Below are 20,740 nucleotides of genomic sequence, written 5' to 3'. Positions count from 1 at the left end.
GTCTCACTCAGGCAAGCCTCAGCAGCCGCGTCCTCGCGGCGGAAGGGTTCCCTCATGGCAGCAGACGAGCATGTCGAGTACGCGTACGCGGAGACCGTGGGCATCGCCGCGAACGTGGACAACGGCCGGTTCATCGCCCGCCTGATCCACGTCGACCACGTGATGCGCTCCGGCGCACCGGTGCCCCTCGTCACCGCGTAGGGACACGCGCGAAAGGGCCGTACCCCCCGGACGACGCCCGGGAGGTACGGCCCTCGACTGCCCGCCTTGGCCGCTTACTTGCGGATCAGGCTGCGCAGCACGTACTGCATGATGCCGCCGTTGCGGTAGTAGTCCGCCTCGCCGGGGGTGTCGATGCGGACGACCGCGTCGAACTCCACGCCGGTGTCGGTGCTGACCTTGACCGTGCGCGGGGTGGTGCCGTTGTTCAGCTCCTCGACGCCGGTGAAGGAGAAGGTCTCCTCGCCGGTGAGGCCCAGGGAGTCGGCGGACTGGCCCTCCGGGAACTGGAGCGGCAGCACGCCCATGCCGATGAGGTTCGAGCGGTGGATGCGCTCGTACGACTCGGTGATGACGGCCTTGACGCCGAGGAGCGCGGTGCCCTTGGCGGCCCAGTCGCGGGACGAGCCGGAGCCGTACTCCTTGCCGCCCAGGATGACCAGCGGGGTGCCCTGCTCGATGTAGTTGCGCGAGGCGTCGTAGATGAAGGAGACGGGGGCGTCTTCCTTCGTGAAGTCGCGGGTGTAGCCGCCCTCGGTGCCCGGCGCGAGCTGGTTGCGCAGGCGGATGTTGGCGAACGTGCCGCGGATCATGACCTCGTGGTTGCCGCGGCGCGAGCCGTAGCTGTTGAAGTCACGGCGCTGCACGCCGTGCTCCGTGAGGTACTGACCGGCCGGGGTGTCGGCCTTGATGGCGCCGGCCGGGGAGATGTGGTCGGTGGTGACCGAGTCGCCCAGCTTGGCGAGGACGCGGGCGCCGGAGATGTCCTTGACCGGGGCCGGGTCCATCTGCATGCCCTCGAAGTACGGGGGCTTGCGGACGTAGGTGGACTCGGTGTCCCACTCGAAGGTGTTGCCGGTCGGGATCGACAGCGCCTGCCACTGGGCGTCGCCCGCGAACACGTCGGAGTAGGACTTGTTGAACATGTCCTCGCCGATGGAGTTGGCGACGACGTCGTTGACCTCGGCCTCGGTCGGCCAGATGTCGGCGAGGAAGACGGGCTTGCCGTCCTGGTCCGTGCCGAGCGCGTCCTTGGTGATGTCCACCTTCATCGAACCCGCGATGGCGTACGCGACGACCAGCGGCGGCGACGCCAGGTAGTTCATCTTGACGTCGGGGTTGATGCGGCCCTCGAAGTTCCGGTTGCCGGAGAGGACGGACGTCACGGCCAGGTCGTGGTCGTTGACGGCCTTCGAGACCTCCTCGGGCAGCGGGCCCGAGTTGCCGATGCAGGTGGTGCAGCCGTAGCCGACGAGGTTGAAGCCGACCTTGTCCAGGTACGGGGTGAGGCCCGCCTTGTCGAAGTAGTCGGTGACGACCTTCGAGCCCGGGGCGAGGGTGGTCTTGACCCACGGCTTGCGGGTCAGGCCCTTCTCGACGGCCTTCTTCGCGACGAGCGCGGCAGCGACCATCACGTACGGGTTCGAGGTGTTGGTGCAGGAGGTGATGGCCGCGACCGTCACCGCACCGTGGTCGATCTCGTAGGTCGAGCCGTCGGGGGCCGTGACCGTGGTCGGGCTCGACGGAACGCCGTTGGTGGTGGCCGGGGCGTCGGAGGCCGGGAAGGACTCCTCGCCCGCCTCGTCGGCGGTGGAGACGTAGTTGCGCACGTCGAGCGCGAACTGCTGCGCGGCGTTGGCAAGGACGATGCGGTCCTGCGGACGCTTCGGACCGGCGATCGACGGGACGACCGTGGAGAGGTCCAGCTCCAGCTTCTCGGAGAAGTCCGGCTCGGCGGCCGGGTCCAGCCAGAGGCCCTGCTCCTTGGCGTACGCCTCGACGAGCGCGACCTGCTGCTCGTCGCGGCCGGTCAGGCGCAGGTACTTCAGCGTCTCGTCGTCGATCGGGAAGATCGCGGCGGTGGAGCCGAACTCCGGCGACATGTTGCCGATCGTGGCGCGGTTGGCCAGCGACGTGGCGGCGACGCCCTCGCCGTAGAACTCGACGAACTTGCCGACGACGCCGTGCTTGCGCAGCATCTCGGTGATCGTGAGCACCAGGTCGGTGGCGGTGGTGCCGGCGGGCAGCTCACCGGTCAGCTTGAAGCCGACGACGCGCGGGATGAGCATCGAGACCGGCTGGCCGAGCATCGCGGCCTCGGCCTCGATGCCGCCGACGCCCCAGCCGAGGACGCCCAGACCGTTGACCATCGTGGTGTGCGAGTCGGTGCCGACCAGGGTGTCGGGGTAGGCCTGGCCACCCCGGACCATGACCGTACGCGCCAGCTTCTCGATGTTGACCTGGTGGACGATGCCGGTGCCCGGCGGGACGACCTTGAACTCGTCGAACGCGGTCTGGCCCCAGCGCAGGAACTGGTAGCGCTCCTTGTTGCGGCCGTACTCCAGCTCGACGTTCTGGCCGAAGGCGTCGGCGGTGCCGAACTTGTCGGCGATGACGGAGTGGTCGATGACCAGCTCGGCCGGGGCCAGCGGGTTGATCTGGGCCGGGTCGCCGCCCAGCTCCTTCACGGCCTCACGCATCGTGGCGAGGTCCACGACACACGGCACGCCGGTGAAGTCCTGCATGATCACGCGGGCCGGCGTGAACTGGATCTCCTGGCTCGGCTGCGCCTGGGAGTCCCAGGAGCCGAGCGCGCGGATGTGGTCGGCGGTGATGTTCGCGCCGTCCTCGGTGCGGAGCAGGTTCTCCAGGAGAACCTTCAGGCTGTAGGGAAGGCGTGCGGAGCCCTCGACCTTGTCCAGCTTGAAGATCTCGTACGACTCGTCGCCCACGCGCAGCGTGGCGCGGGCGTCGAAGCTGTTCGCCGACACGACAGTCTCCTTCATATATGTGCGCAGTCCACCGCATCCTGCCGTCACAACTTCTCGCCGATCAGCTAAGGTAAGGCTTAGTTAGGTAACCCTTACCGCCAGCGGCGGCGAAGGCGTGCGGCTGCGGCGCGCCTCGGCAGATATCTCGATGTCGAGATAACTCTAATACATCACCCGCCGTGGCGACGAGGCGCGCCCCGCTGTCCTGTCACAGCGGCCGTCCGGCATGCCCCGGGACGAGGCCCGCGCGTGCAGCGCCGCCGGGACCACGGTCGGGCCGGGGGTCGGTGGGTGGGCGCCCTCGATCAGGGCGACCAGGTGGGCCACGGCCGCGCGGGCCATGAGTTCGGGGTTCAGGCTCACCGTGCTGACGGGCGGTGCGGTCTGCGCGTATCCGGGGTCCTCGCTGGCGCACACGAGCAGCAGGTCCTCGGGGATCCGCAGGCCGTGGCGGCGCGCGGCCGCGAGGAGCTGGCGGCCGCCCGGGTCGTACGCGGCGTACACGGCGTCGGCGCGGTCGGGTCCGGTGAGCAGTCCGTCGAAGGTCCGGCCCTCGGTGTCGGCCGCGTCGAACCGCACGGCGCGCGCCGGGACGCCGCGCTCCGCGCACCACTCCTCGTACGTCTCCGTCACCACGCGCGCGTACGTCTCGGCGCCGCTGCCCGACTGCAGGGCGACGCGGCGGGCACCCGCGTCCGTGAGGTGGTCGAGGACCTCGCGGGTGGTGGCAGTGTGGTCGTTGTCGATCCAGTGGTCGCCCTCGCGCACGTCGCCGGGGACACCGTCGAAGACGACCGGGATGCCACGGGCACGCAGCGCCCGCGCCATCGGGTCGCCCGGCGGACTGTCCGCGATGAGCATGCCGTCGACGGCGAGCGTGTGCCAGGCCGCGTCGGCGAGGCGGTCGGCGGGCAGCGTGGTGAGGGCGTAGCCGTGCGCGTGCGCGGCGGCGGTGGCCGCGGTGACGGCACGTGCGAAGTAGGCGATCTCGGCGTAGTTCCAGGGGCCGGGGAACGTGGTGACGGCGATGCCGAGGGTGCGGGTGCGCGGGCCCGTGCGCGGGGCGCCGTAGCCGAGGGCGGTCGCGGTCGCGCGGACCCGACGCCGGGTCGCCTCGGACAGACGGCCCGTTCCGTTGAGCGCGTGCGAGACGGTCGCGGTCGACACCTCGGCGGCGCGCGCGATGTCGGCGAGAGTCGGTCCGCTGTCCGGCACGCGGCCATCGTACGGAGAGCGCCCGGGGCTGGAGGAGGCGCACGGGCTTCGCGGCGGCGCGCGTGCGGATTTCGTTGTGCGGGGTGGGTTCTGGTTAACGGGTTACTCACGGAGCGTGCGGTCACTGCCCAGTCGACGTATCGCCTTGGAGTGGCCATGCCTGCCGAGTCCGCCGAGTCCGCCGAGCCGTCCGCACCGCCCGCGCCGAAGGCGCCGTCCTCGTCCGTCGCGCGACGGAGCCTGCTCGCCGCCGCCGGTGCCGTCGGCGCCGCCGGGCTCGTCGGCGCGACCGGCGCCCCCGCCGTCGCCTCGCCCGCGCGCGGGCCCCGCCGCGGCGCCGCGCTCGTCGTGCACAACGCCCGCGTGTTCACCGGCGTGCGCGGCTCCGGGCCCGCGCGGGCGGTCGCCGTCGGGCGGGACGGGCGGATCCTCGCCGTCGGGCCGGACGCGGAGGTGCGGCGGTTCGCCGGGCGGGACACCCAGGTCGTCGACGGGCGCGGCGGCAGCCTGCTCAGCGGGATCCACGACGGGCACGCCCATCCGACGGACGCGGCCGCGCGCTCGCTCCGGCCCTCGCTCGACGGAGCCGAGCAGACCGTGGAGGAGTTGCGGAAGACCCTCACCGGGTTCCTGAAGGAGACCTCGGACGAGGGCGCGGGCGGCGAGCCCGACGGATGGCTCGTCGTGGAGGACTGGAACCCCGTGGGGCTCCTTCCGCGCGGCACCGCCCCGCACCACTCCATGCTCGACGCCCTGCCCACCCGCCGCCCCCTGGCCCTGCGCGGCGCCGACGGCCACAACATGTGGGTCAATCAGCGCGCGCTGGACATCGCGAAGGTCACCGCCGATACGCCGGACCCCGTCGGCGGGAAGATCGTGAAGGGGGCCGACGGCAAGCCGACGGGCGTGCTCAAGGACGACGCGCAGCTCCTGGTGTCCCGGCACATCCCCGAGCCCGACGAGGCCGCGCTCGTGGCCGCGGCCGCGAAGGTGTTCGCCGAGGCGGCGGCGTCGGGGATCACCACGTTCATGGAGGCGGTGACGGGCGAGGACGAGCTGGCCCTGTACCGGGCGCTCGCCGCCGCGGGCAAGCTGCCCCAGCGGATCGTGCCCGCGCTCCGGCTCACCTCCGAGCAGGCCAAGGACCCGCGCGCCTCGGTCGCGTACGCGAAGAAGCTGCGCGCCGACTTCGACGGTGTGCGCGGGCTCCGGTTCGGGACGGTCAAGGTGTTCCTCGACGGCGTCATCGAGTATCCGGCGCAGACCGCCGCACTCCTCAAGCCATATCTGGACAAAGACGGCAAGCCCACCGACCACCGGGGTGACCTGTATGTGTCGGCCCCGGACTTCGGACGGCTCACCGCCGCCTTCAACACCGAGGGCTGGCAGCTGCACGCGCACGCCATCGGCGACCGGGCCGTGCGCACCGCCCTCGACGGCTACGCCCACGCCCTGCGCCGCACCGGCCGCCGTGACGTCCGCAACACCATCGCGCACCTCCAGCTCGTCGACCCGGCCGATCTGCCCCGGTTCGCCGAACTCGGCGTCGTCGCCTGTATGCAGCTGCAATGGGCGACACGGAACGCCTGGACGGTGGACGCGCTGCTCCCCCACCTCGGCGCGGCGCGGCACCGCTGGCTGTACCCGGCGCGCAGCCTGCAGTCGCACGGCGCGCGGCTCTCGGGTGGCTCCGACTGGCCGGTCGACCCGCTCCAGGTGTGGAACCAGGTCCGCACCGCCGTCGACCGACGCGGCACGGACGCCGAAGGAGAGGGCGACCTCTACCGCGCCAAGGAAGGCATCAGCCGTACGTCGTCACTGCTCACGCACACCCTCGGCAGCGCGCGGCAGCTCCGCATGGCGCATCTCACCGGGACCGTCGAGTGCGGCAAGCAGGCGGATCTGGCGCTGCTCGACCGTGATGTGACGCGGTGTCCGGTGGCCGAGATCAGCGGCGCCGAGGTGCGTCTCACGCTGAGCGGAGGCACAGTGGTGCACGACGGCGAGTCGCGGTCGGGGCGCGCGGCCGCCGCCCGGGTGACGCGGGCGGCGGGCCGGCCCCGGGTGTCGTGCGGCTGCGGCTGAGCGCGGGTGACCTGCGGTTGCGGGTGACGGCCGACGGTTTCGGCCGGGCGGTCGCCGGTCGCGGCGGGTGACGGGTCGGGCCGCTGGTGCGGCCCGACTCAACTCCCGGGCGCCGGGCGGCTCCCGCGGGCGCGAGCGGGGCCGTGCGCCCCGCTCGGAACCGGTCACTCCACCAATGGCCCACCCCAACGCGTACGCCATCTCATATCTGAGATAGCCTGCACCCATGGCAGACGACTACCTCGTACGCATCGGCAAGCTCATTCGTGACGCCCGGCAGCACCGTGGCTGGACTCAGGCGCAGTTGGCCGAGGCGCTCAACACCAGTCAGAGCGCCGTCAACCGCATCGAGCGCGGCAACCAGAACATCAGCCTTGAGATGATCGCCCGTATCGGCGAGGCGCTCGACAGCGAGATCGTCTCGCTCGGCTACGCCGGTCCGATGCATCTGCGGGTCGTCGGCGGCCGTCGCCTCTCGGGCTCCATCGACGTCAAGACGAGCAAGAACGCCTGTGTCGCCCTGCTGTGCGCGTCGCTGCTCAACAAGGGCCGCACGGTGCTGCGCCGCGTCGCCCGCATCGAGGAGGTCTACCGCCTCCTCGAAGTCCTCAACTCCATCGGCGTGCGCACCCGTTGGATCAACGACGGCGTCGACCTGGAGATCGTGCCGCCCGCGCGGCTCGACATGGACGCCATCGACGCGGAGGCCGCCCGCCGCACCCGCTCGATCATCATGTTCCTGGGTCCGCTGCTGCACCGCATGGACCACTTCAAGCTGCCCTACGCGGGCGGCTGCGACCTGGGCACCCGCACGATCGAGCCACACATGATCGCGCTGCGCCGCTTCGGCCTGGACATCGCCGCGACCGAGGGTCTCTACCACGCGGAGGTCGCCCGCGACGTCACGCCCGACCGCCCGATCGTCCTGACCGAGCGCGGCGACACGGTGACGGAGAACGCGCTGCTCGCCGCCGCCCGCAGCGACGGCACGACGGTCATCCGCAACGCCTCCTCCAACTACATGGTCCAGGACCTGTGCTTCTTCCTGGAGGCGCTCGGCGTCAAGGTCGAGGGCATCGGCACGACGACGCTGACCGTGCACGGCGTCCCCACCATCGACGTCGACGTGGACTACTCGCCGTCCGAGGACCCTGTCGAGGCGATGAGCCTGCTGGCCGCCGCCGTCGTCACCGAGTCCGAACTGACCGTCAAGCGGGTGCCGATCGAGTTCCTGGAGATCGAGCTCGCGGTCCTGGAGGAGATGGGCCTCGACCACGACCGGTCGCCGGAGTACGCGGCGGACAACGGCCGCACCCGCCTCATCGACCTCACCGTGCGCCCCTCCAAGCTGGAGGCGCCCATCGACAAGATCCACCCGATGCCCTTCCCCGGGCTCAACATCGACAACGTCCCCTTCTTCGCGGCCATCGCGGCGGCGGCCCAGGGCAAGACCCTCATCCACGACTGGGTCTACGACAACCGCGCGATCTACCTCACGGACCTCAACCGCCTCGGCGGCCGCCTCCAGCTCCTCGACCCGCACCGGGTGCTCGTCGAGGGCCCGACGCGCTGGCGCGCCGCCGAGATGATGTGCCCGCCCGCGCTGCGGCCCGCCGTGGTGGTGCTGCTCGCGATGATGGCGGCCGAGGGCACGTCGGTGCTCCGCAATGTGTACGTGATCAACCGCGGGTACGAGGACCTGGCGGAGCGGCTGAACTCGGTCGGCGCGCAGATCGAGACGTTCCGGGACATCTGAGGCGTCCGGGCCGGTAGTTGCCGGTCAGCGCTGGAGTCCGGGCGGGTCCCGGTGTGAAGGTGTGCCCCATGCCTTCTGCCGCCGTGACCCGCCCGTTCGCCGTCTGTGCCGCGCTCGCCCTGCTCGTGGGGTGCGGCGGATCCGGTGGCTCCGGTGGCGACGGGTCCGGCAAGTCCGGCCGGGACGCGTCCGCTTCGCGCGCCCCGGACGTCGTACCGACCGAGAGCCGCGCGCCCGCGCCCGGCCGGGGCTCCGGCGACCCGGACGACATCAACGGCGACGGTCACCGCGACCTGCTCATGCAGGTGTCGGGGCCCGACCCGAGAAGCCGCGGCGGCGCGGCGTCCCACGTCGCCGTGGTCTTCGGCACCGGGCACGGTCCCGACCCGACGATCCGCAGCGTGTACTCGTCGCGCGAGCTCGGGCTGCCCGCCGTCGAGCCCCCGGCGACCGGAGCGGTGCTCCCGGAGACGACCGCCGACCTGGACGACGACGGCTTCCCTGACTTCCTCAGCACCGGCGGCGAGGAGATCCCCGAAGACGAGCGCGGCCCCACCGGATCGGCGCAGCGCCGGGTCGAGTACGTGACGTGGGGCGGCCCGAACGGACCCCGGCGCACCGCGACGGCGACCCGGCTCCGGCTGCCCGCGCAGGACGCGGCGGAGGGCTACGAGGAGACGGTGCGCGGCGACTTCGACGGCGACGGGCGCCACGACCTGGCGGGGCTGAGGGCGGACGGCACGGCCGTGGTGCTGCTGTTCGGCCCGTTCACGCGCGCGGGCACGGCGGCGCGCACGGAGCGGCGGCCCCTGGCCCGGTCGGGCCCGACGTCGTACGGCACTCTTCACGCGGACGAGCTGCCCGCCACGGGCAAGCCGCGCAGCACCGCCGTGTTCGTGCACTACGGCAACGACGGCGAGCAGTCCGCGGGCGAGTACTTCGCCGCCCGCCCCGGCGGCGGCCTCGCCGCCACCAGCCGTACCGTGCGCAAGGGGAACGGTCACGCGTTCGGCGACTTCGACGGCGACGGCACCCGTGACCTCGCCGTCGGCGACGACGGCGGCCGCAACGACGAACCCGGCGCCTCGAAGGAGTCGGCCGACGTCCACGGCAGCTACGCCGTCTATCCAGGCGGCGACGGCGCCGTACGCACCTACCTGCCGCCCGAGGGCGCCCGCCAGGGCACGTACACGGCCGTCGACCCCGACGGCGACGGCCGCGACGCGCTCCTGCGCGGCGATCCCCGGACCCCGGTCCTCATCGACGGCGACCGTCGCGTCGGACAACTGACCCGCAAGCCACCCGCCCGCGTCGACGGCACCCGCGTCCCCGCCACCAACGGCTCGAAGCAGGTGCACACCGCCGCCGACTTCGACGGCGACGGCAAGGACGAGGTCGTCCTCTCCTGGACATCGACGAAGCTGTACGACACCTACGGCGCGACGCCGACGCACTGGTGGGTCACGGAGGGCGTGAGCGCGAAGGACGCCGCGGCGTTCTCGTCGCGGAGGTTCGCGCGGCGGGGGTGAGGGCGGGCCTGGGCGGGCCCGTGCACAAGGACGACGGGCACGCCGTTCCCGCCACTGTCCTCGTACGCGACGGGGCCCACGCCGAGTTCGGCCCGCGGCATCAGTCGAGCACCGCGATCCCGTCCAGCTCCACCAGGCACTCCTCGTCCCACAGCCGCACCGCGCCGATCACCGCCATCGCGGGGTAGTCACGGCCTGCCAACTTCTTCCAGATCCGGCCGAGTTCGGGGGCGTGGGCGCGGTAGTCGGCGACGTCGGTGGCGTACACCGTGACGCGGGCGAGGTCGGCCGGGGTGCCGCCCGCCGCGCGCAGGGCGGCCAGGAGGTTGGCGAGGGCGAGCTCGAACTGCTCGGGCAGGCTCCCGCCGACGGGCTTGCCGTCGGTGTCGAGGGCGGTCTGCCCGGCGAGGAAGACGAGGCGGCCGCCGGTGGCGACGACGGCGTGCGAGAAGCCGGTGGGCGGGGAGAGGTCGGCGGGGTTGAGTCGGTCGAGGCTCATGCGGGGTCGCGCTCCTTCGTGGTCGCGTGCGCCGAGGTTGCCGTTGCCGCGCCCGCAGACGCTACCGCTGCCGTCTCCGCCGGAGCGGCGCGCCCCGGGCCCGCCGCCTCCAGCCCGTACAACTCCTTGGCGATGACGGCCCGTTGGACCTCGCTGGCGCCCTCGTAGATGCGCGGGGCCCGCACCTCCCGGTACAGGTGCTCCAGAAGGTGGCCGTGGCGTAGGGCGCGGGCGCCGTGCAGTTGGACGGCGGTGTCGACGACGAACTGGGCGGTCTCCGTGGCGAACAGCTTCGCCATCGCCGCGCGCCCCGCGATGTCCGGCTCGTCGCGGTCGTACGCCGCCGCGGCCGCGTACACGAGAAGGCGCGCCGCCTCCGTGCGCGTCGCCATCTCGGCCACCTGGTGGGACACCGCCTGCAGGTCCTTCAGCTTGCCGCCGAACGCGTCCCGCGCCGCGGTGTGCGCGAGCGTCGCGTCCAGGGCGGCCTGGGCCATGCCGACGGCGAAGGCGCCGACACTGGGGCGGAAGCGGTTGAGGGTGGTCATGGCGACGCGGAAGCCGCGGTCGCGCTCTCCGAGGGCGTCGTCGGCGCCGACGCGGACGCCGTCGAAGGAGAGCGTGCCGATGGGGTGCGGCGAGAGCATCGCGAGGGGGGTGCCGGTCAGGCCCGCGCGGTCGGCGGGGACGAGGAAGGCGGTGACGCCGCGGGCGCCCGCGTCCGGGGTCGTCCGGGCGAAGACGGTGTAGAAGTCGGCCTCGGGCGCGTTCGAGATCCAGGACTTCTCGCCGGTCAGGCGCCAGGCGCCGGAGCCGTCGGGTTCGGCGGCCAGGGCGAGGGCGGCCGCGTCGGAGCCCGCGCCGGGCTCGGAGAGGGCGAAGGCGGCGACGGCACGGCCCGCGCGCACGGGCGGCAGCCAGCGCTCGCGCTGCGCCGGGGAGCCGTGGGCGTGCACGGGGTGGGCGCCGAGGCCCTGCAGGGCGAGGGCGGTCTCGGCCTCCGTGCAGCCGCGGGCGAGGGACTCGCGCAGCAGGCACAGGTCGAGCGCGCCGGAGTCGAACAGGGCGTCCAGGAGCCCCAGTTCGCCCAGCTCCTGGACCAGGGGGCGGTTCACCCGGCCCGGCTCCCCCTTGTCGGCGAGGGGGAGCAGCCGCTCGGCGGTCAGCTCCCGCAGCCGTTCGCACCGGGCGATCTCTTCCGGATTGAGCGAGAATACGGTCATCCCGGTCCTCTCCCCTCGCGCGCCGCTCCATCGCGTTTATCGCGCACCGTTGACTGTCGTCACCATCACGATACGCTCGTCTGGCTGGCGCACCACTACGCCCGACCGGCAAAGGGGCGAGGCACCATGGAGACATCCGGCCACGTCGACACTTTCGCGCGGGACCACCTCCCGCCCCGCGAGCAGTGGCCCGCGCTGGTCCGCGACCGGCCCGAGCTGCACTATCCGGACCGCCTCAACTGCGGCACGGAACTGCTCGACCGCTCGGCCGAGCGACACGGCACGGACCGTCCCGCGTTCCGCACGGCCGACGGCGCCGTCTGGACGTACGGACGGCTCCAGGAGCAGGTCGACCGGATCGCGCACGTCCTCACCGACGAGCTCGGCGTGGTCCCAGGCAACCGCGTGCTGCTGCGCGGCGCCACCACGCCGTGGCTCGCCGCGTGCTGGCTCGCGGTGATGAAGGCGGGCGGGGTCGCGGTGACCGTCCTCGCCCAGCAGCGCACCCAGGAGCTGGCCACGATCTGCGAGATCGCGCGGGTCACGCACGCGCTGTGCGACGTCCGCGCGGTCGACGACCTGACGAAGGCCGGGGTGCCGGGCCTCACCGTGACGACGTACGGCGGCGAGGGCCCCGACGACCTCGTCGCCCGCGCGGCGGCCCGCCCCCAGGCCGCGTACGACGCCGTGGACACCGCCGCCGACGACGTGGCCCTGATCGCCTTCACCTCGGGCACCACGGGGCGCCCCAAGGGCTGTATGCACTTCCACCGGGACGTGCTCGCCATCGCGGACACCTTCGCGCGCCACGTCCTCAAGGCCCGCCCCGACGACGTGTTCGCGGGCAGCCCTCCGCTGGGCTTCACCTTCGGCCTCGGCGGCCTGGTCGTCTTCCCGCTGCGCGTCGGCGCCTCGTCCCTGCTCCTCGAACAGGCGGGCCCGCGCCAACTCCTGCCCGCGATCGCGGAACACGGGGTGAGCGTGCTGTTCACGGCGCCGACGGCGTACCGGGCGATGCTGGACGAACTGCCCGCGCCCTCATCGGACGGACCGGAGCCACCCCCGGGGAGCACCACCTCCCCCACCCTCCCTGCCCCTCCCGCCCCTCCCGCCCCCCTCGCCTCCCTGCGCCGCTGCGTGTCCGCGGGCGAGAACCTGCCGGCCGCGACCTGGCAGGCCTGGTACGAACGCACGGGCCTGCGCATCATCAACGGCATAGGCGCGACGGAACTCCTGCACATCTTCATCTCCGCCGCAGACGAGGCGATCCGCCCCGGCACCACAGGCCTGCCCGTGCCCGGGTGGCACGCGCGCGTGGTCGACGAGGCGGGCGTGCCCGTGCCGGACGGCGAACCGGGGCTCCTCGCGGTGCGCGGCCCGGTCGGCTGCCGCTATCTGGCCGACCCCCGGCAGCGGGAGTACGTACGCCATGGCTGGAACGTCACCGGCGACACCTACATCCGGGACAGCGACGGCTACTTCCGGTACGTCGCGCGCGCGGACGACATGATCATTTCGGCCGGGTTCAACATCGCGGGCCCGGAGGTCGAGGAGGCGCTGCTGCGCCACCCGGACGTGGTGGAGACCGCGGTCGTGGGCCGTCCCGACGAGCGGCGCGGGCAGGTGGTCGTGGCGTACGTGGTGCTGCGCGCGGGGGCGGTGGCGGACGCGGAGCGGCTGCGGGAGTTCGTGAAGGCGGAGCTGGTGCCGTACAAGTGCCCGCGGGAGCTGGTGTTCCTGGAGGCCCTGCCGCGCACGGCGACCGGAAAGCTCCAGCGCTTCCGGCTCCGCGAGCCCGGGCCCGCGCCCGGGGCCTAGAGTGATCACGTGTCCGAGCAGCACACTCCCAGGTCCCTGATCGTCACGTTCTACGGGGCGCACGGCCGGGCCGCGCCCGGCCCCGTGGCCGTGGCCGAACTGGTCCGGCTCCTCGCGCCCGTGGGCGTGGACGCGCCGTCCGTGCGCTCCTCCGTGTCCCGCCTGAAGCGGCGCGGGCTGCTGGTGGCCGCGCGCACGGACGCCGGGGGCGCGGGGTACGCGCTCTCTCCCGACGCGCGTCAGCTCCTGGAGGACGGGGACCGCCGCATCTACTGGCCGTGGGCCGAGCGGCGCGCGGACCACGGGGGCTGGGTGCTCGCCGTGTTCTCCGTCCCCGAGGCCGAGCGCAACAAGCGGCACGTGCTGCGCTCACGGCTCGCGGGGCTCGGCTTCGGCAGCGCCGCGCCCGGTGTGTGGATCGCCCCCGCCCACCTCCACGAGGAGACCCGGCACACCCTCGAACGCCTCCACCTCGCCCCGTACGTCGACCTGTTCCGCGGGGAGCACCTCGGCTTCACGCCGACCGTGGAGGCCGTGGGGCGCTGGTGGGATCTGACGGCCCTCGCCAAGCAGCACGAGGCGTTCCTCGACCGTCACGAACCCGTCCTGCGCGCCTGGCAGTCCCGCGCGGACACGCCCCCCGAACAGGCCTACCGCGACCACCTCCTCGCCCTCGACTCCTGGCGCCACCTCCCCTACGCCGACCCCGGCCTCCCCCCGCACCTCCTGCCGGCCGACTGGCCCGGGACGCGCTCGGCGGAGGTCTTCCGGGCCCTGGACGAACGCCTCAGGGAGGCGGGGCGGGGGTTTGTGGCGGGGGTGGGCTGAGGGGCGGGGTGCCTTGCCGGGGGCTCCCCAACCCCGCCCCTTCCCGATCCTGGGGCTCCGCCCCAGACCCCGCTCCTCAAACGCCGGAGGGGCTGAAATACAACAGCAGCCATATCCAGCCCGTCCGGCGATTGAGGACGAGGCGCGAAGCGCCGATCAGCGGGGGTCCGGGGGCGGCAGCCCCCGGGTTCGGGAAGGGGTGGGGTTGGGGAGCCCCCGGCAAGGCCCCGCCCTCAACCCCCCAGCGACAACCGCGGCTTCGGGGCGTCCGTGCGGCCCGTCTGGGGGCGGCGGCTGCCCGCGCGGTAGGGGGCGGGCCAGGGGGCGCCGGGGCCGGAGTAGTTCTGTTCGGCGGCGGCGTGCAGGGTCCAGTGGGGGTCGTAGAGGTGGGGGCGGGCCAGGGCGCAGAGGTCGGTGCGGCCCGCGAGGAGGAGGGAGTTGACGTCGGCCCAGGAGGAGATGGCGCCGACGGCGACGACGGGGATGCCGGTTTCGTTGCGGATGCGGTCGGCGAAGGGTGTCTGGTAGGAGCGGCCGTAGGCGGGGCGTTCGTCGGAGACGACCTGGCCGGTGGAGACATCGATGGCGTCGGCGCCGTGGGCGGCGAAGGCGCGGGCGACGACGACGGCGTCGTCGGCGGTGTTGCCGCCGTCGGCCCAGTCGGTGGCGGAGATGCGGACGGTCATGGGCCGGTCGGCGGGCCACACGTCGCGGACGGCGTCGAAGACTTCGAGGGGGAAGCGGAGCCGGGCTTCGAGGGAGCCGCCGTAGGCGTCGGTGCGGTGGTTGGTGAGGGGGGAGAGGAAGCTGGAGAGCAGGTAGCCGTGGGCGCAGTGGAGTTCGAGGAGGTCGAAGCCCGCGGTGGCGGCGCGCCGGGCGGCGGCGACGAACTCCTCGCGGATGGCGGGCAGTTCGGCTGCGGACAGGGCGCGCGGGGTCTGGTTCGCGGGGGTGTACGGGAGGGGGGAGGGAGCGACGAGCGGCCAGTTGCCGGTCGGCAGGGGCTCGTCGATGCCGTCCCACATCAGCTTCGTGGAGCCCTTGCGGCCGGAGTGCCCGAGCTGGACGCCGAGCGCGGTGCCGGGCGCCTGGGTGTGGGCGAAGCCGACGATCCGGGCCCAGGCTGCGGCCTGTTCGTCGGTGTAGAGCCCGGCGCAGCCCGGCGTGATGCGGCCCCGCTCGCTCACGCACACCATCTCGGTCATGACGAGGCCCGCCCCGCCGAGCGCCCGCGCGCCGAGGTGGACGAGGTGGAAGTCGCCGGGCACGCCGTCTTCGGCGGAGTACATGTCCATGGGGGACACGACGACGCGGTTGCGGAGCTCCAGGTCGCGCAGGCGGAACGGCGTGAACATGGGCGGCGTGCCGGGCGGGCAGCCGAAGTCCCGCTCGACGGCCTCCGTGAAGCGGGCGTCGCGCAGCCGCAGGTTGTCGTGCGTGACGCGGCGGCTGCGGGTGAGCAGGTTGAACGCGAACTGCCGCGGCGGCTGGCCGAGATACGTCGGCAGTTCCTCGAACCACTGCAGGCTGGCGCGGGCGGCGCGCTGCGTGGACTCGACGACGGGGCGGCGCTCGGTCTCGTACGCGGCGAGGGCGGCGGGGATGTCGGGCTGCTCCTGGAGGTTCGCGGCGAGGGCGAGGGCGTCCTCGACGGCGAGCTTGGTGCCGGAGCCGATGGAGAAGTGCGCGGTGTGGGCGGCGTCGCCGAGCAGGACGGTGTTGCCGTGCGACCAGTGGGCGTTGACGACGGTGCGGAAGGTGAGCCAGGAGGAGTTGTTGGAGCGCAGGGGGCGGCCGCCGAGCGCGTCCGCGAAGAGCTTGGCGCAGCGTTCGACGGACGCGGCGGCGTCGAGGTCGGCGAACCCGGCGGCCTCCCACACCTCTTCGCGCATCTCGACGATGACGGTGGACGCGCCGGGGCTCGTGGCCGTCGCGGCCTCGTAGGGGTAGCCGTGGAGCTGCATCACGCCGTGCTCGGTCTCGGCGATCTCGAAGCGGAACGCGTCGAAGGCGAAGTCGGCGGCGAGCCAGATGTAGCGGCAGCGGTGGCTGGTGAGGGTGGGTCGGAAGGCCTCGGGGTGTGCCTCACGGGTGAGACTGTGCACGCCGTCCGCGGCGATCACCAGGTCGTACGCGGTGGCGAGTTCGGCGGCGGGCGGGGCTTCCGTACGAAAGCGGAGGTCCACGCCGAGGTCGCGGCAGCGCTCGTGCAGGATCGCGAGCAGCGCGCGCCGCCCGAGCGCGGCGAAGCCGTGGCCGCCGGAGGTGTGGCGGGTGTCGCCGCGCACGATGTCGATGTCGTCCCAGCGGACGAACTCCTCCTGCAGCGCCGCGTAGACGACCGGGTCGGCGTGCTCGATGCCGCCGAGCGTCTCGTCGGAGAGGACCACGCCGAAACCGAAGGTGTCGTCGGGGGCGTTGCGTTCCCAGACGGTGACCTCGCGGTCGGGGTCGAGCCGCTTGAGGAGGGCGGCGGCGTAGAGCCCGCCGGGACCGCCGCCGATGACGGCGATCCGGTGGGCCTCACCGGCCGCGGGTACGGGGGCGGCCACCGGCGCGGTGGCGGGCGCGGGCTCCCCGGCGGGCCTCGGCGGCTCTTCCGGGGCCGGGGGTGTCCCCTGTTCCGGGGCCGGGGGTTGCCCCTCGGGCGGGACGGGCCTCCGCTGATCGCGCCGCGCGCTCGTCCTCAACCGCCGGACGGGCGCTTCCCCCGAGCCCGGCGCCGTCATCGGCCCTGCCACTTCGGCGCCCGCTTCTCCGTGAAGGCCGCGTGGAACTCGGCGTAGTCCTCGCCGTTCATCAGCAGGGCCTGGGTCGCCGCGTCCATCTCGACGGCGGCCGCGAGGGGCATGTCCAGCTCCGCGGTGAGCAGGGCCTTCGTCTGGGCGTACGCGAGGGCGGGGCCCTCGGCCAGGCGGCGGGCGAGGGCCGCGGCGGCCTCCGCGGCCTTGCCCTCGTCCGTCAGTTCGCTGATGAGGCCGATGCGCTCGGCCTCGGGGGCGCGCACCGGCTCCCCCAGCATCAGCAGGCGCGTGGCGTGGCCGAGGCCGACGACGCGCGGCAGCAGGTACGCCGCGCCCATGTCGCCGCCGGAGAGCCCCACCTTGGTGAACAGGAACGCGAACCGCGCCGACGGGTCGGCGACCCGGAAGTCCGCGGCGAGCGCGAGCACCGCGCCCGCGCCCGCGGCCACCCCGTGCACCGCGGCGACCACCGGGAACGGGCATTCGCGCAGGGCCCGCACGACCTGGCCCGTCATGCGGTTGAAGTCGAGGAGCTGCGCGGTGTCCATGGCGAGCGTCGCGCCGATGATCTCGTCCACGTCGCCGCCGGAGCAGAAGCCGCGGCCCTCGCCGCCGAGGACGAGGGCCCGCACGGACCGCTCCCGGGACAGCTCGGCGAGCAGGTCGCGCAGGTCGGCGTAGGCGCCGAAGGTGAGGGCGTTGAGCTTCTCGGGGCGGGCGAGCGTGACGGTGGCGACGCCGTCGTCGACGGTGAGGCGCAGATGCTCCCACTCGGGGGTGCGGGCGGTGGAACCGGTGAAGGGACTCATGAGGTGCGGCCTCCTCGGTCGGGGGCGGCGGGGGCCGGTGCGCGGGCCTTGGCCGGGGCGGGGTCGGACGCGCCGGGGCGCGGTCTCGCTCCCTCTCGAAGTTATCACTCGTCCCTGACTGTCGTCACGAGTACGCGATACGAGGGGATGGGGGCGCGTGCGTCGGGAGCGCTTCGGGGTCGCCCGCCCCGGCCTCCGGGGGCGGTGCGCCTCGGCTCCGGGGGCGGTGCGCCTCGGCTCCGGGGGCGGCCGACGGCAGCCTCAGGGGCGTTCGACCCCGACCGCAGAGGCGTAAGTCCCGCAATGTCCTGGCATCGGGCCGCAAACCGGCCGACGGTCGCCCCTGCCGCCACTCGGCTTAGGATTCGTACGGTTGACAGCAGGACCGCACAGGCCCCCCTGCTCGGGACCACCTGCTCGCCGAACGGACCCGCCTTGCCCGAACCGCACGCCCCCGCCGCCTCCTGGCGCATCGGACTGCCGCACACCACGGCAGCCGTGCCGATCGCGCGCGCCCTGGTCCGCACGGCCCTGGTCGACATCGGCTCCACCGCGGACACCGACACCGCGGAGCTGCTGACCGCCGAGCTGGTCGCCAACGCCGTGGAGCACGCCCCGGGGCACGACCCGATAGAGCTGGTCATCGAGCTGCTGCCGACCAGCTGCCAGGTCGAGGTGCGCGACTCAAGCCCGATCCCGCCGGGCGACCTCACCGACCCGTCGTCGGACGACGAGCCCGACCCCTGGCAGGAGCACGGCCGCGGCCTGCTCCTCATCCGCACCCTCAGCTCGTCCTGCGGCCACCGGCCCACGGAGTCCGGCAAGGCCGTGTGGTTCACGCTGCGGGCACCGGCCGACCACTAGGTCCTGGCTACCGGCCGCCTCAGGCGAGCGTCGCCACCAGGACCGCCTTGATCGTGTGCATGCGGTTCTCCGCCTCGTCGAAGACGACCGAGTGCGCCGACTCGAAGACCTCGTCCGTGACCTCCAGCGAGTCACGCCCGTGCCGCTCGGCCACCTCGCGCCCGACCTGCGTGGCCAGGTCGTGGAAGGCGGGCAGGCAGTGCAGGAACTTCACGTCGGCGTTGCCGGTGGCGCGCAGGACGTCCATCGTGACCGCGTACGGACCGAGGGCGGTGATGCGCTCGTCCCAGACCTCGGCGGGCTCCCCCATCGACACCCATACGTCGGTGGCGACGAAGTCGGCGCCCGCGACGCCCTCGGCGACGTCCTCGGTGAGCGCGATCCGCGCGCCGGTGGACGCGGCGAGCTCCCGCGCGCGGGCGACGACGTCCGCCGCGGGCCAGTACGCCCGGGGCGCCACGATCCGGACGTCCATGCCGAGCAGGGCGCCGGTGACCAGGTAGGAGTTGCCCATGTTCAGGCGGGCGTCGCCGAGGTAGGCGAGGGTGATCCGGTCCAGCGGCTTGGCGCAGTGCTCGGTCATCGTCAGGACGTCGGCGAGCATCTGCGTGGGGTGCCAGGCGTCGGTCAGGCCGTTGTAGACGGGCACGCCCGCGTGTGCGGCGAGGGTCTCGACGGTCTCCTGGGCGTCGCCGCGGAACTGGATGGCGTCGAACATCCGGCCGAGGACACGGGCGGTGTCCTTGACGGACTCCTTCTTGCCGATGTGCGCCCCGGAGGGGTCGATGTACGTCGTGGCGGCGCCCTGGTCGGCGGCGGCCACCTCGAAGGAGCAGCGGGTCCTCGTGGACGCCTTCTCGAAGATCAGCGCGATGTTCCTGCCGGTCAGGCGCCGGGTCTCGGTGCCCGCCCGCTTGGCGGCCTTCAGCTCCGCGGCCAGGGCGAGCAGGCCGCGGAACTCGGCGGCGGTGAAGTCCAGCTCCTTGAGGAAGTGGCGGCCGGTGAGGTCGGTCGTGGCTGTCGTCGCCATGGGGCGCTCCTGAGGTACGCGTGCGTCGAGGCGGGCAGGGAACCTTTGAAAGTCTATACGACCTTTCACATTTATATGCAGGCCCCCGCGCCCGCCCCGCCCCGCTCGCTCCAGGGTGCCCCTAGCGGACCGGATCCCGCTCGATCGGACAGCTCATGCAGCGCGGCCCGCCCCGGCCCCGGCCCAGCTCGCTGCCCGGGATCTCTATCACCTCGATGCCCTGCTTGCGCAGATACGTGTTGGTGGTCGCGTTCCGCTCGTACGCCACGACGACGCCCGGCTCGACCGCGAGCACGTTGCAGCCGTCGTCCCACTGCTCCCGCTCGGCGGCGTGCACGTCCTGGGTGGCCGTGAGGACCCGGATGCCGCCGAGGCCGAGCGAGGCGGCGATGGCGCGGTGCATGTGCTCCGGCGGGTGGTCGGTGACCTTCAACTCGCGCTCGTCGACGCCCGGTTCGATGGTGTACGAGCGGAGCATGCCGAGGCCCGCGTACTGCGTGAACGTATCGCCGTCGACCATCGTCATGACCGTGTCCAGGTGCATGAAGGCGCGGCGCTTGGGCATGTCGAGGGCCACGATCGAGGTCGCGGAACCGGCGGCGAACAGCTTGTGCGCGAGCATCTCGACGGCCTGCGGCTTGGTGCGCTCGCTCATGCCGATGAGCACGGCGCCGTTGCCGAGGACCAGGACGTCGCCGCCCTCGATGGTGGACGGGTAGTCGGACTGGCCCTGCGACCAGAGGTGGAAGCCCTGGTGGTGGAAGAGCGGGTGGTGCTGGTAGATCGCCTCGAAGTGGACCGTCTCGCGCTGCCGGGCGGGCCAGCGCATCGCGTTGATGGACACGCCGTCGTAGATCCAGGCGGAGGTGTCGCGGGTGAACAGGTGGTTGGGCAGCGGGCCGAGCAGGAAGTCGTCCATGTCCATGCAGTGGAAGCGCACGGACGTCGGCTCCGGGTGCCGCTCCAGGTACTCCCGCTTGGTCATGCCGCCGATCAGGAACTCGGCGAGCTCCGCGGACGGCAGCGACTCGAAGCTCGCCCGCAGGTGGTCGGTGGCGAGCGGGCCGTACTCCTTCTCGTCGAAGACGCGGTCCAGGACGAGCAGCCGCGCGGCCGGCACGTCCAGCGCCTCGGTGAGCAGATCACCGAAGAGGTGGACCGTCACTCCCCGGTCGCGCAGCACGTCGGCGAAGCCGTCGTGTTCTTGTCTTGCCCGCCGCACCCACAGCACGTCGTCGAACAGCAACGCGTCCTTGTTGGTCGGCGTGAGGCGCTTCAGCTCCAGGTCCGGACGGTGCAGGATCACGCTGCGCAGGCGCCCGGCCTCGGAGTCGACATGGAATCCCATGC

15 protein-coding genes are annotated in these 20,740 nt (G+C 73.0%); 7 read left to right on the top strand and 8 right to left on the bottom strand.

Annotated features, from left to right (window positions below):
* Positions 1 to 54 precede the first annotated feature (54 nt).
* Positions 55 to 201: a hypothetical protein gene (locus ACZ6BG_RS31990; protein WP_469007742.1), complete on the top strand. Its 147-nt coding sequence runs from the start codon at positions 55 to 57 to the stop codon at positions 199 to 201.
* Positions 202 to 275: 74 nt separating this feature from the next.
* Here ACZ6BG_RS31990 and acnA read toward each other — a convergent pair whose 3' ends face one another.
* Both acnA and ACZ6BG_RS31980 read right to left on the bottom strand, forming a co-directional pair.
* Positions 276 to 2,990: an aconitate hydratase AcnA gene (gene acnA / locus ACZ6BG_RS31985; protein WP_469007741.1), complete on the bottom strand. Its 2,715-nt coding sequence runs from the start codon at positions 2,988 to 2,990 to the stop codon at positions 276 to 278.
* A 162-nt stretch (positions 2,991 to 3,152) separates the two neighbouring features.
* Positions 3,153 to 4,205 carry a LacI family DNA-binding transcriptional regulator gene (locus ACZ6BG_RS31980; protein ID WP_469007740.1) on the bottom strand — a complete coding sequence of 351 codons (1,053 nt, stop codon included), beginning with the start codon at positions 4,203 to 4,205 and terminating at the stop codon, positions 3,153 to 3,155.
* Between the two features lie 156 nt (positions 4,206 to 4,361).
* On the opposite strand from ACZ6BG_RS31980, the gene ACZ6BG_RS31975 reads away from it, so the two are divergent.
* From ACZ6BG_RS31975 to ACZ6BG_RS31965, 3 genes are all read left to right on the top strand, one after another.
* Positions 4,362 to 6,290 (top strand): amidohydrolase, encoded by a 1,929-nt coding sequence (locus ACZ6BG_RS31975; RefSeq protein ID WP_469007739.1) that lies wholly within the window; start codon positions 4,362 to 4,364, stop codon positions 6,288 to 6,290.
* Between the two features lie 226 nt (positions 6,291 to 6,516).
* Positions 6,517 to 8,046 (top strand): UDP-N-acetylglucosamine 1-carboxyvinyltransferase, encoded by a 1,530-nt coding sequence (locus ACZ6BG_RS31970; RefSeq protein WP_469007738.1) that lies wholly within the window; start codon positions 6,517 to 6,519, stop codon positions 8,044 to 8,046.
* A gap of 68 nt (positions 8,047 to 8,114) precedes the next feature.
* A complete protein-coding gene (locus tag ACZ6BG_RS31965; protein WP_469007737.1) occupies positions 8,115 to 9,575 on the top strand; it encodes a hypothetical protein in 1,461 nt (486 codons plus the stop codon).
* A 100-nt stretch (positions 9,576 to 9,675) separates the two neighbouring features.
* Here the strand turns inward: ACZ6BG_RS31965 and ACZ6BG_RS31960 are convergent, their stop codons facing one another.
* Positions 9,676 to 10,074: a RidA family protein gene (locus tag ACZ6BG_RS31960; RefSeq protein WP_469007736.1), complete on the bottom strand. Its 399-nt coding sequence runs from the start codon at positions 10,072 to 10,074 to the stop codon at positions 9,676 to 9,678.
* Positions 10,071 to 11,297 (bottom strand): acyl-CoA dehydrogenase family protein, encoded by a 1,227-nt coding sequence (locus ACZ6BG_RS31955; RefSeq protein WP_469007735.1) that lies wholly within the window; start codon positions 11,295 to 11,297, stop codon positions 10,071 to 10,073. The genes ACZ6BG_RS31960 and ACZ6BG_RS31955 overlap by 4 nt, the downstream gene beginning before the upstream one ends.
* A gap of 126 nt (positions 11,298 to 11,423) precedes the next feature.
* On the opposite strand from ACZ6BG_RS31955, the gene ACZ6BG_RS31950 reads away from it, so the two are divergent.
* Together ACZ6BG_RS31950 and ACZ6BG_RS31945 are read left to right on the top strand one after the other, a co-directional pair.
* Positions 11,424 to 13,115, top strand: a complete 1,692-nt coding sequence (locus tag ACZ6BG_RS31950) for an AMP-binding protein (protein ID WP_469007734.1) — start codon at positions 11,424 to 11,426, stop codon at positions 13,113 to 13,115.
* A 9-nt stretch (positions 13,116 to 13,124) separates the two neighbouring features.
* Positions 13,125 to 13,943 (top strand): PaaX family transcriptional regulator, encoded by an 819-nt coding sequence (locus ACZ6BG_RS31945; protein ID WP_469007733.1) that lies wholly within the window; start codon positions 13,125 to 13,127, stop codon positions 13,941 to 13,943.
* Positions 13,944 to 14,176: 233 nt separating this feature from the next.
* Here ACZ6BG_RS31945 and ACZ6BG_RS31940 read toward each other — a convergent pair whose 3' ends face one another.
* Together ACZ6BG_RS31940 and ACZ6BG_RS31935 are read right to left on the bottom strand one after the other, a co-directional pair.
* Complete coding sequence (locus tag ACZ6BG_RS31940; protein WP_469008172.1) at positions 14,177 to 16,672, bottom strand: bifunctional salicylyl-CoA 5-hydroxylase/oxidoreductase; 2,496 nt, start codon at positions 16,670 to 16,672, stop codon at positions 14,177 to 14,179.
* Positions 16,669 to 17,496 carry an enoyl-CoA hydratase family protein gene (locus tag ACZ6BG_RS31935; protein WP_469007732.1) on the bottom strand — a complete coding sequence of 276 codons (828 nt, stop codon included), beginning with the start codon at positions 17,494 to 17,496 and terminating at the stop codon, positions 16,669 to 16,671. The genes ACZ6BG_RS31940 and ACZ6BG_RS31935 overlap by 4 nt, the downstream gene beginning before the upstream one ends.
* 435 nt (positions 17,497 to 17,931) lie before the next feature.
* Between ACZ6BG_RS31935 and ACZ6BG_RS31930 the strand changes: the two genes are divergently transcribed.
* Positions 17,932 to 18,360 carry an ATP-binding protein gene (locus tag ACZ6BG_RS31930; RefSeq protein WP_469007731.1) on the top strand — a complete coding sequence of 143 codons (429 nt, stop codon included), beginning with the start codon at positions 17,932 to 17,934 and terminating at the stop codon, positions 18,358 to 18,360.
* A 19-nt stretch (positions 18,361 to 18,379) separates the two neighbouring features.
* On the opposite strand, the gene argF is transcribed toward ACZ6BG_RS31930, so the two are convergent.
* Positions 18,380 to 19,390, bottom strand: a complete 1,011-nt coding sequence (argF, locus tag ACZ6BG_RS31925; protein WP_469007730.1) for an ornithine carbamoyltransferase — start codon at positions 19,388 to 19,390, stop codon at positions 18,380 to 18,382.
* Positions 19,391 to 19,511: 121 nt separating this feature from the next.
* Positions 19,512 to 20,738: an arginine deiminase gene (locus ACZ6BG_RS31920; RefSeq protein WP_469007729.1), complete on the bottom strand. Its 1,227-nt coding sequence runs from the start codon at positions 20,736 to 20,738 to the stop codon at positions 19,512 to 19,514.
* Between the last annotated feature and the right edge of the window lie 2 nt (positions 20,739 to 20,740).

The organism is Streptomyces sp. NPDC041205 (assembly GCF_055591765.1).
Note: the sequence above shows the minus strand (reverse complement) of the source record. Positions and strands in the feature narration are given on the sequence as shown.

Excerpts from the sequence above, each read along its gene's own strand:
- ACZ6BG_RS31990 (WP_469007742.1), top strand. The coding sequence starts at position 55 with ATGGCAGCAGACGAGCATGTCGAGTACGCGTACGCGGAGACCGTGGGC.
- ACZ6BG_RS31975 (WP_469007739.1), top strand. The coding sequence starts at position 4,362 with ATGCCTGCCGAGTCCGCCGAGTCCGCCGAGCCGTCCGCACCGCCCGCG.
- ACZ6BG_RS31970 (WP_469007738.1), top strand. The coding sequence starts at position 6,517 with ATGGCAGACGACTACCTCGTACGCATCGGCAAGCTCATTCGTGACGCC.
- ACZ6BG_RS31965 (WP_469007737.1), top strand. The coding sequence starts at position 8,115 with ATGCCTTCTGCCGCCGTGACCCGCCCGTTCGCCGTCTGTGCCGCGCTC.
- ACZ6BG_RS31960 (WP_469007736.1), bottom strand. The coding sequence starts at position 10,074 with ATGAGCCTCGACCGACTCAACCCCGCCGACCTCTCCCCGCCCACCGGC.
- ACZ6BG_RS31955 (WP_469007735.1), bottom strand. The coding sequence starts at position 11,297 with ATGACCGTATTCTCGCTCAATCCGGAAGAGATCGCCCGGTGCGAACGG.
- ACZ6BG_RS31950 (WP_469007734.1), top strand. The coding sequence starts at position 11,424 with ATGGAGACATCCGGCCACGTCGACACTTTCGCGCGGGACCACCTCCCG.
- ACZ6BG_RS31940 (WP_469008172.1), bottom strand. The coding sequence starts at position 16,672 with ATGACGGCGCCGGGCTCGGGGGAAGCGCCCGTCCGGCGGTTGAGGACG.
- ACZ6BG_RS31935 (WP_469007732.1), bottom strand. The coding sequence starts at position 17,496 with ATGAGTCCCTTCACCGGTTCCACCGCCCGCACCCCCGAGTGGGAGCAT.
- argF (WP_469007730.1), bottom strand. The coding sequence starts at position 19,390 with ATGGCGACGACAGCCACGACCGACCTCACCGGCCGCCACTTCCTCAAG.
- ACZ6BG_RS31920 (WP_469007729.1), bottom strand. The coding sequence starts at position 20,738 with ATGGGATTCCATGTCGACTCCGAGGCCGGGCGCCTGCGCAGCGTGATC.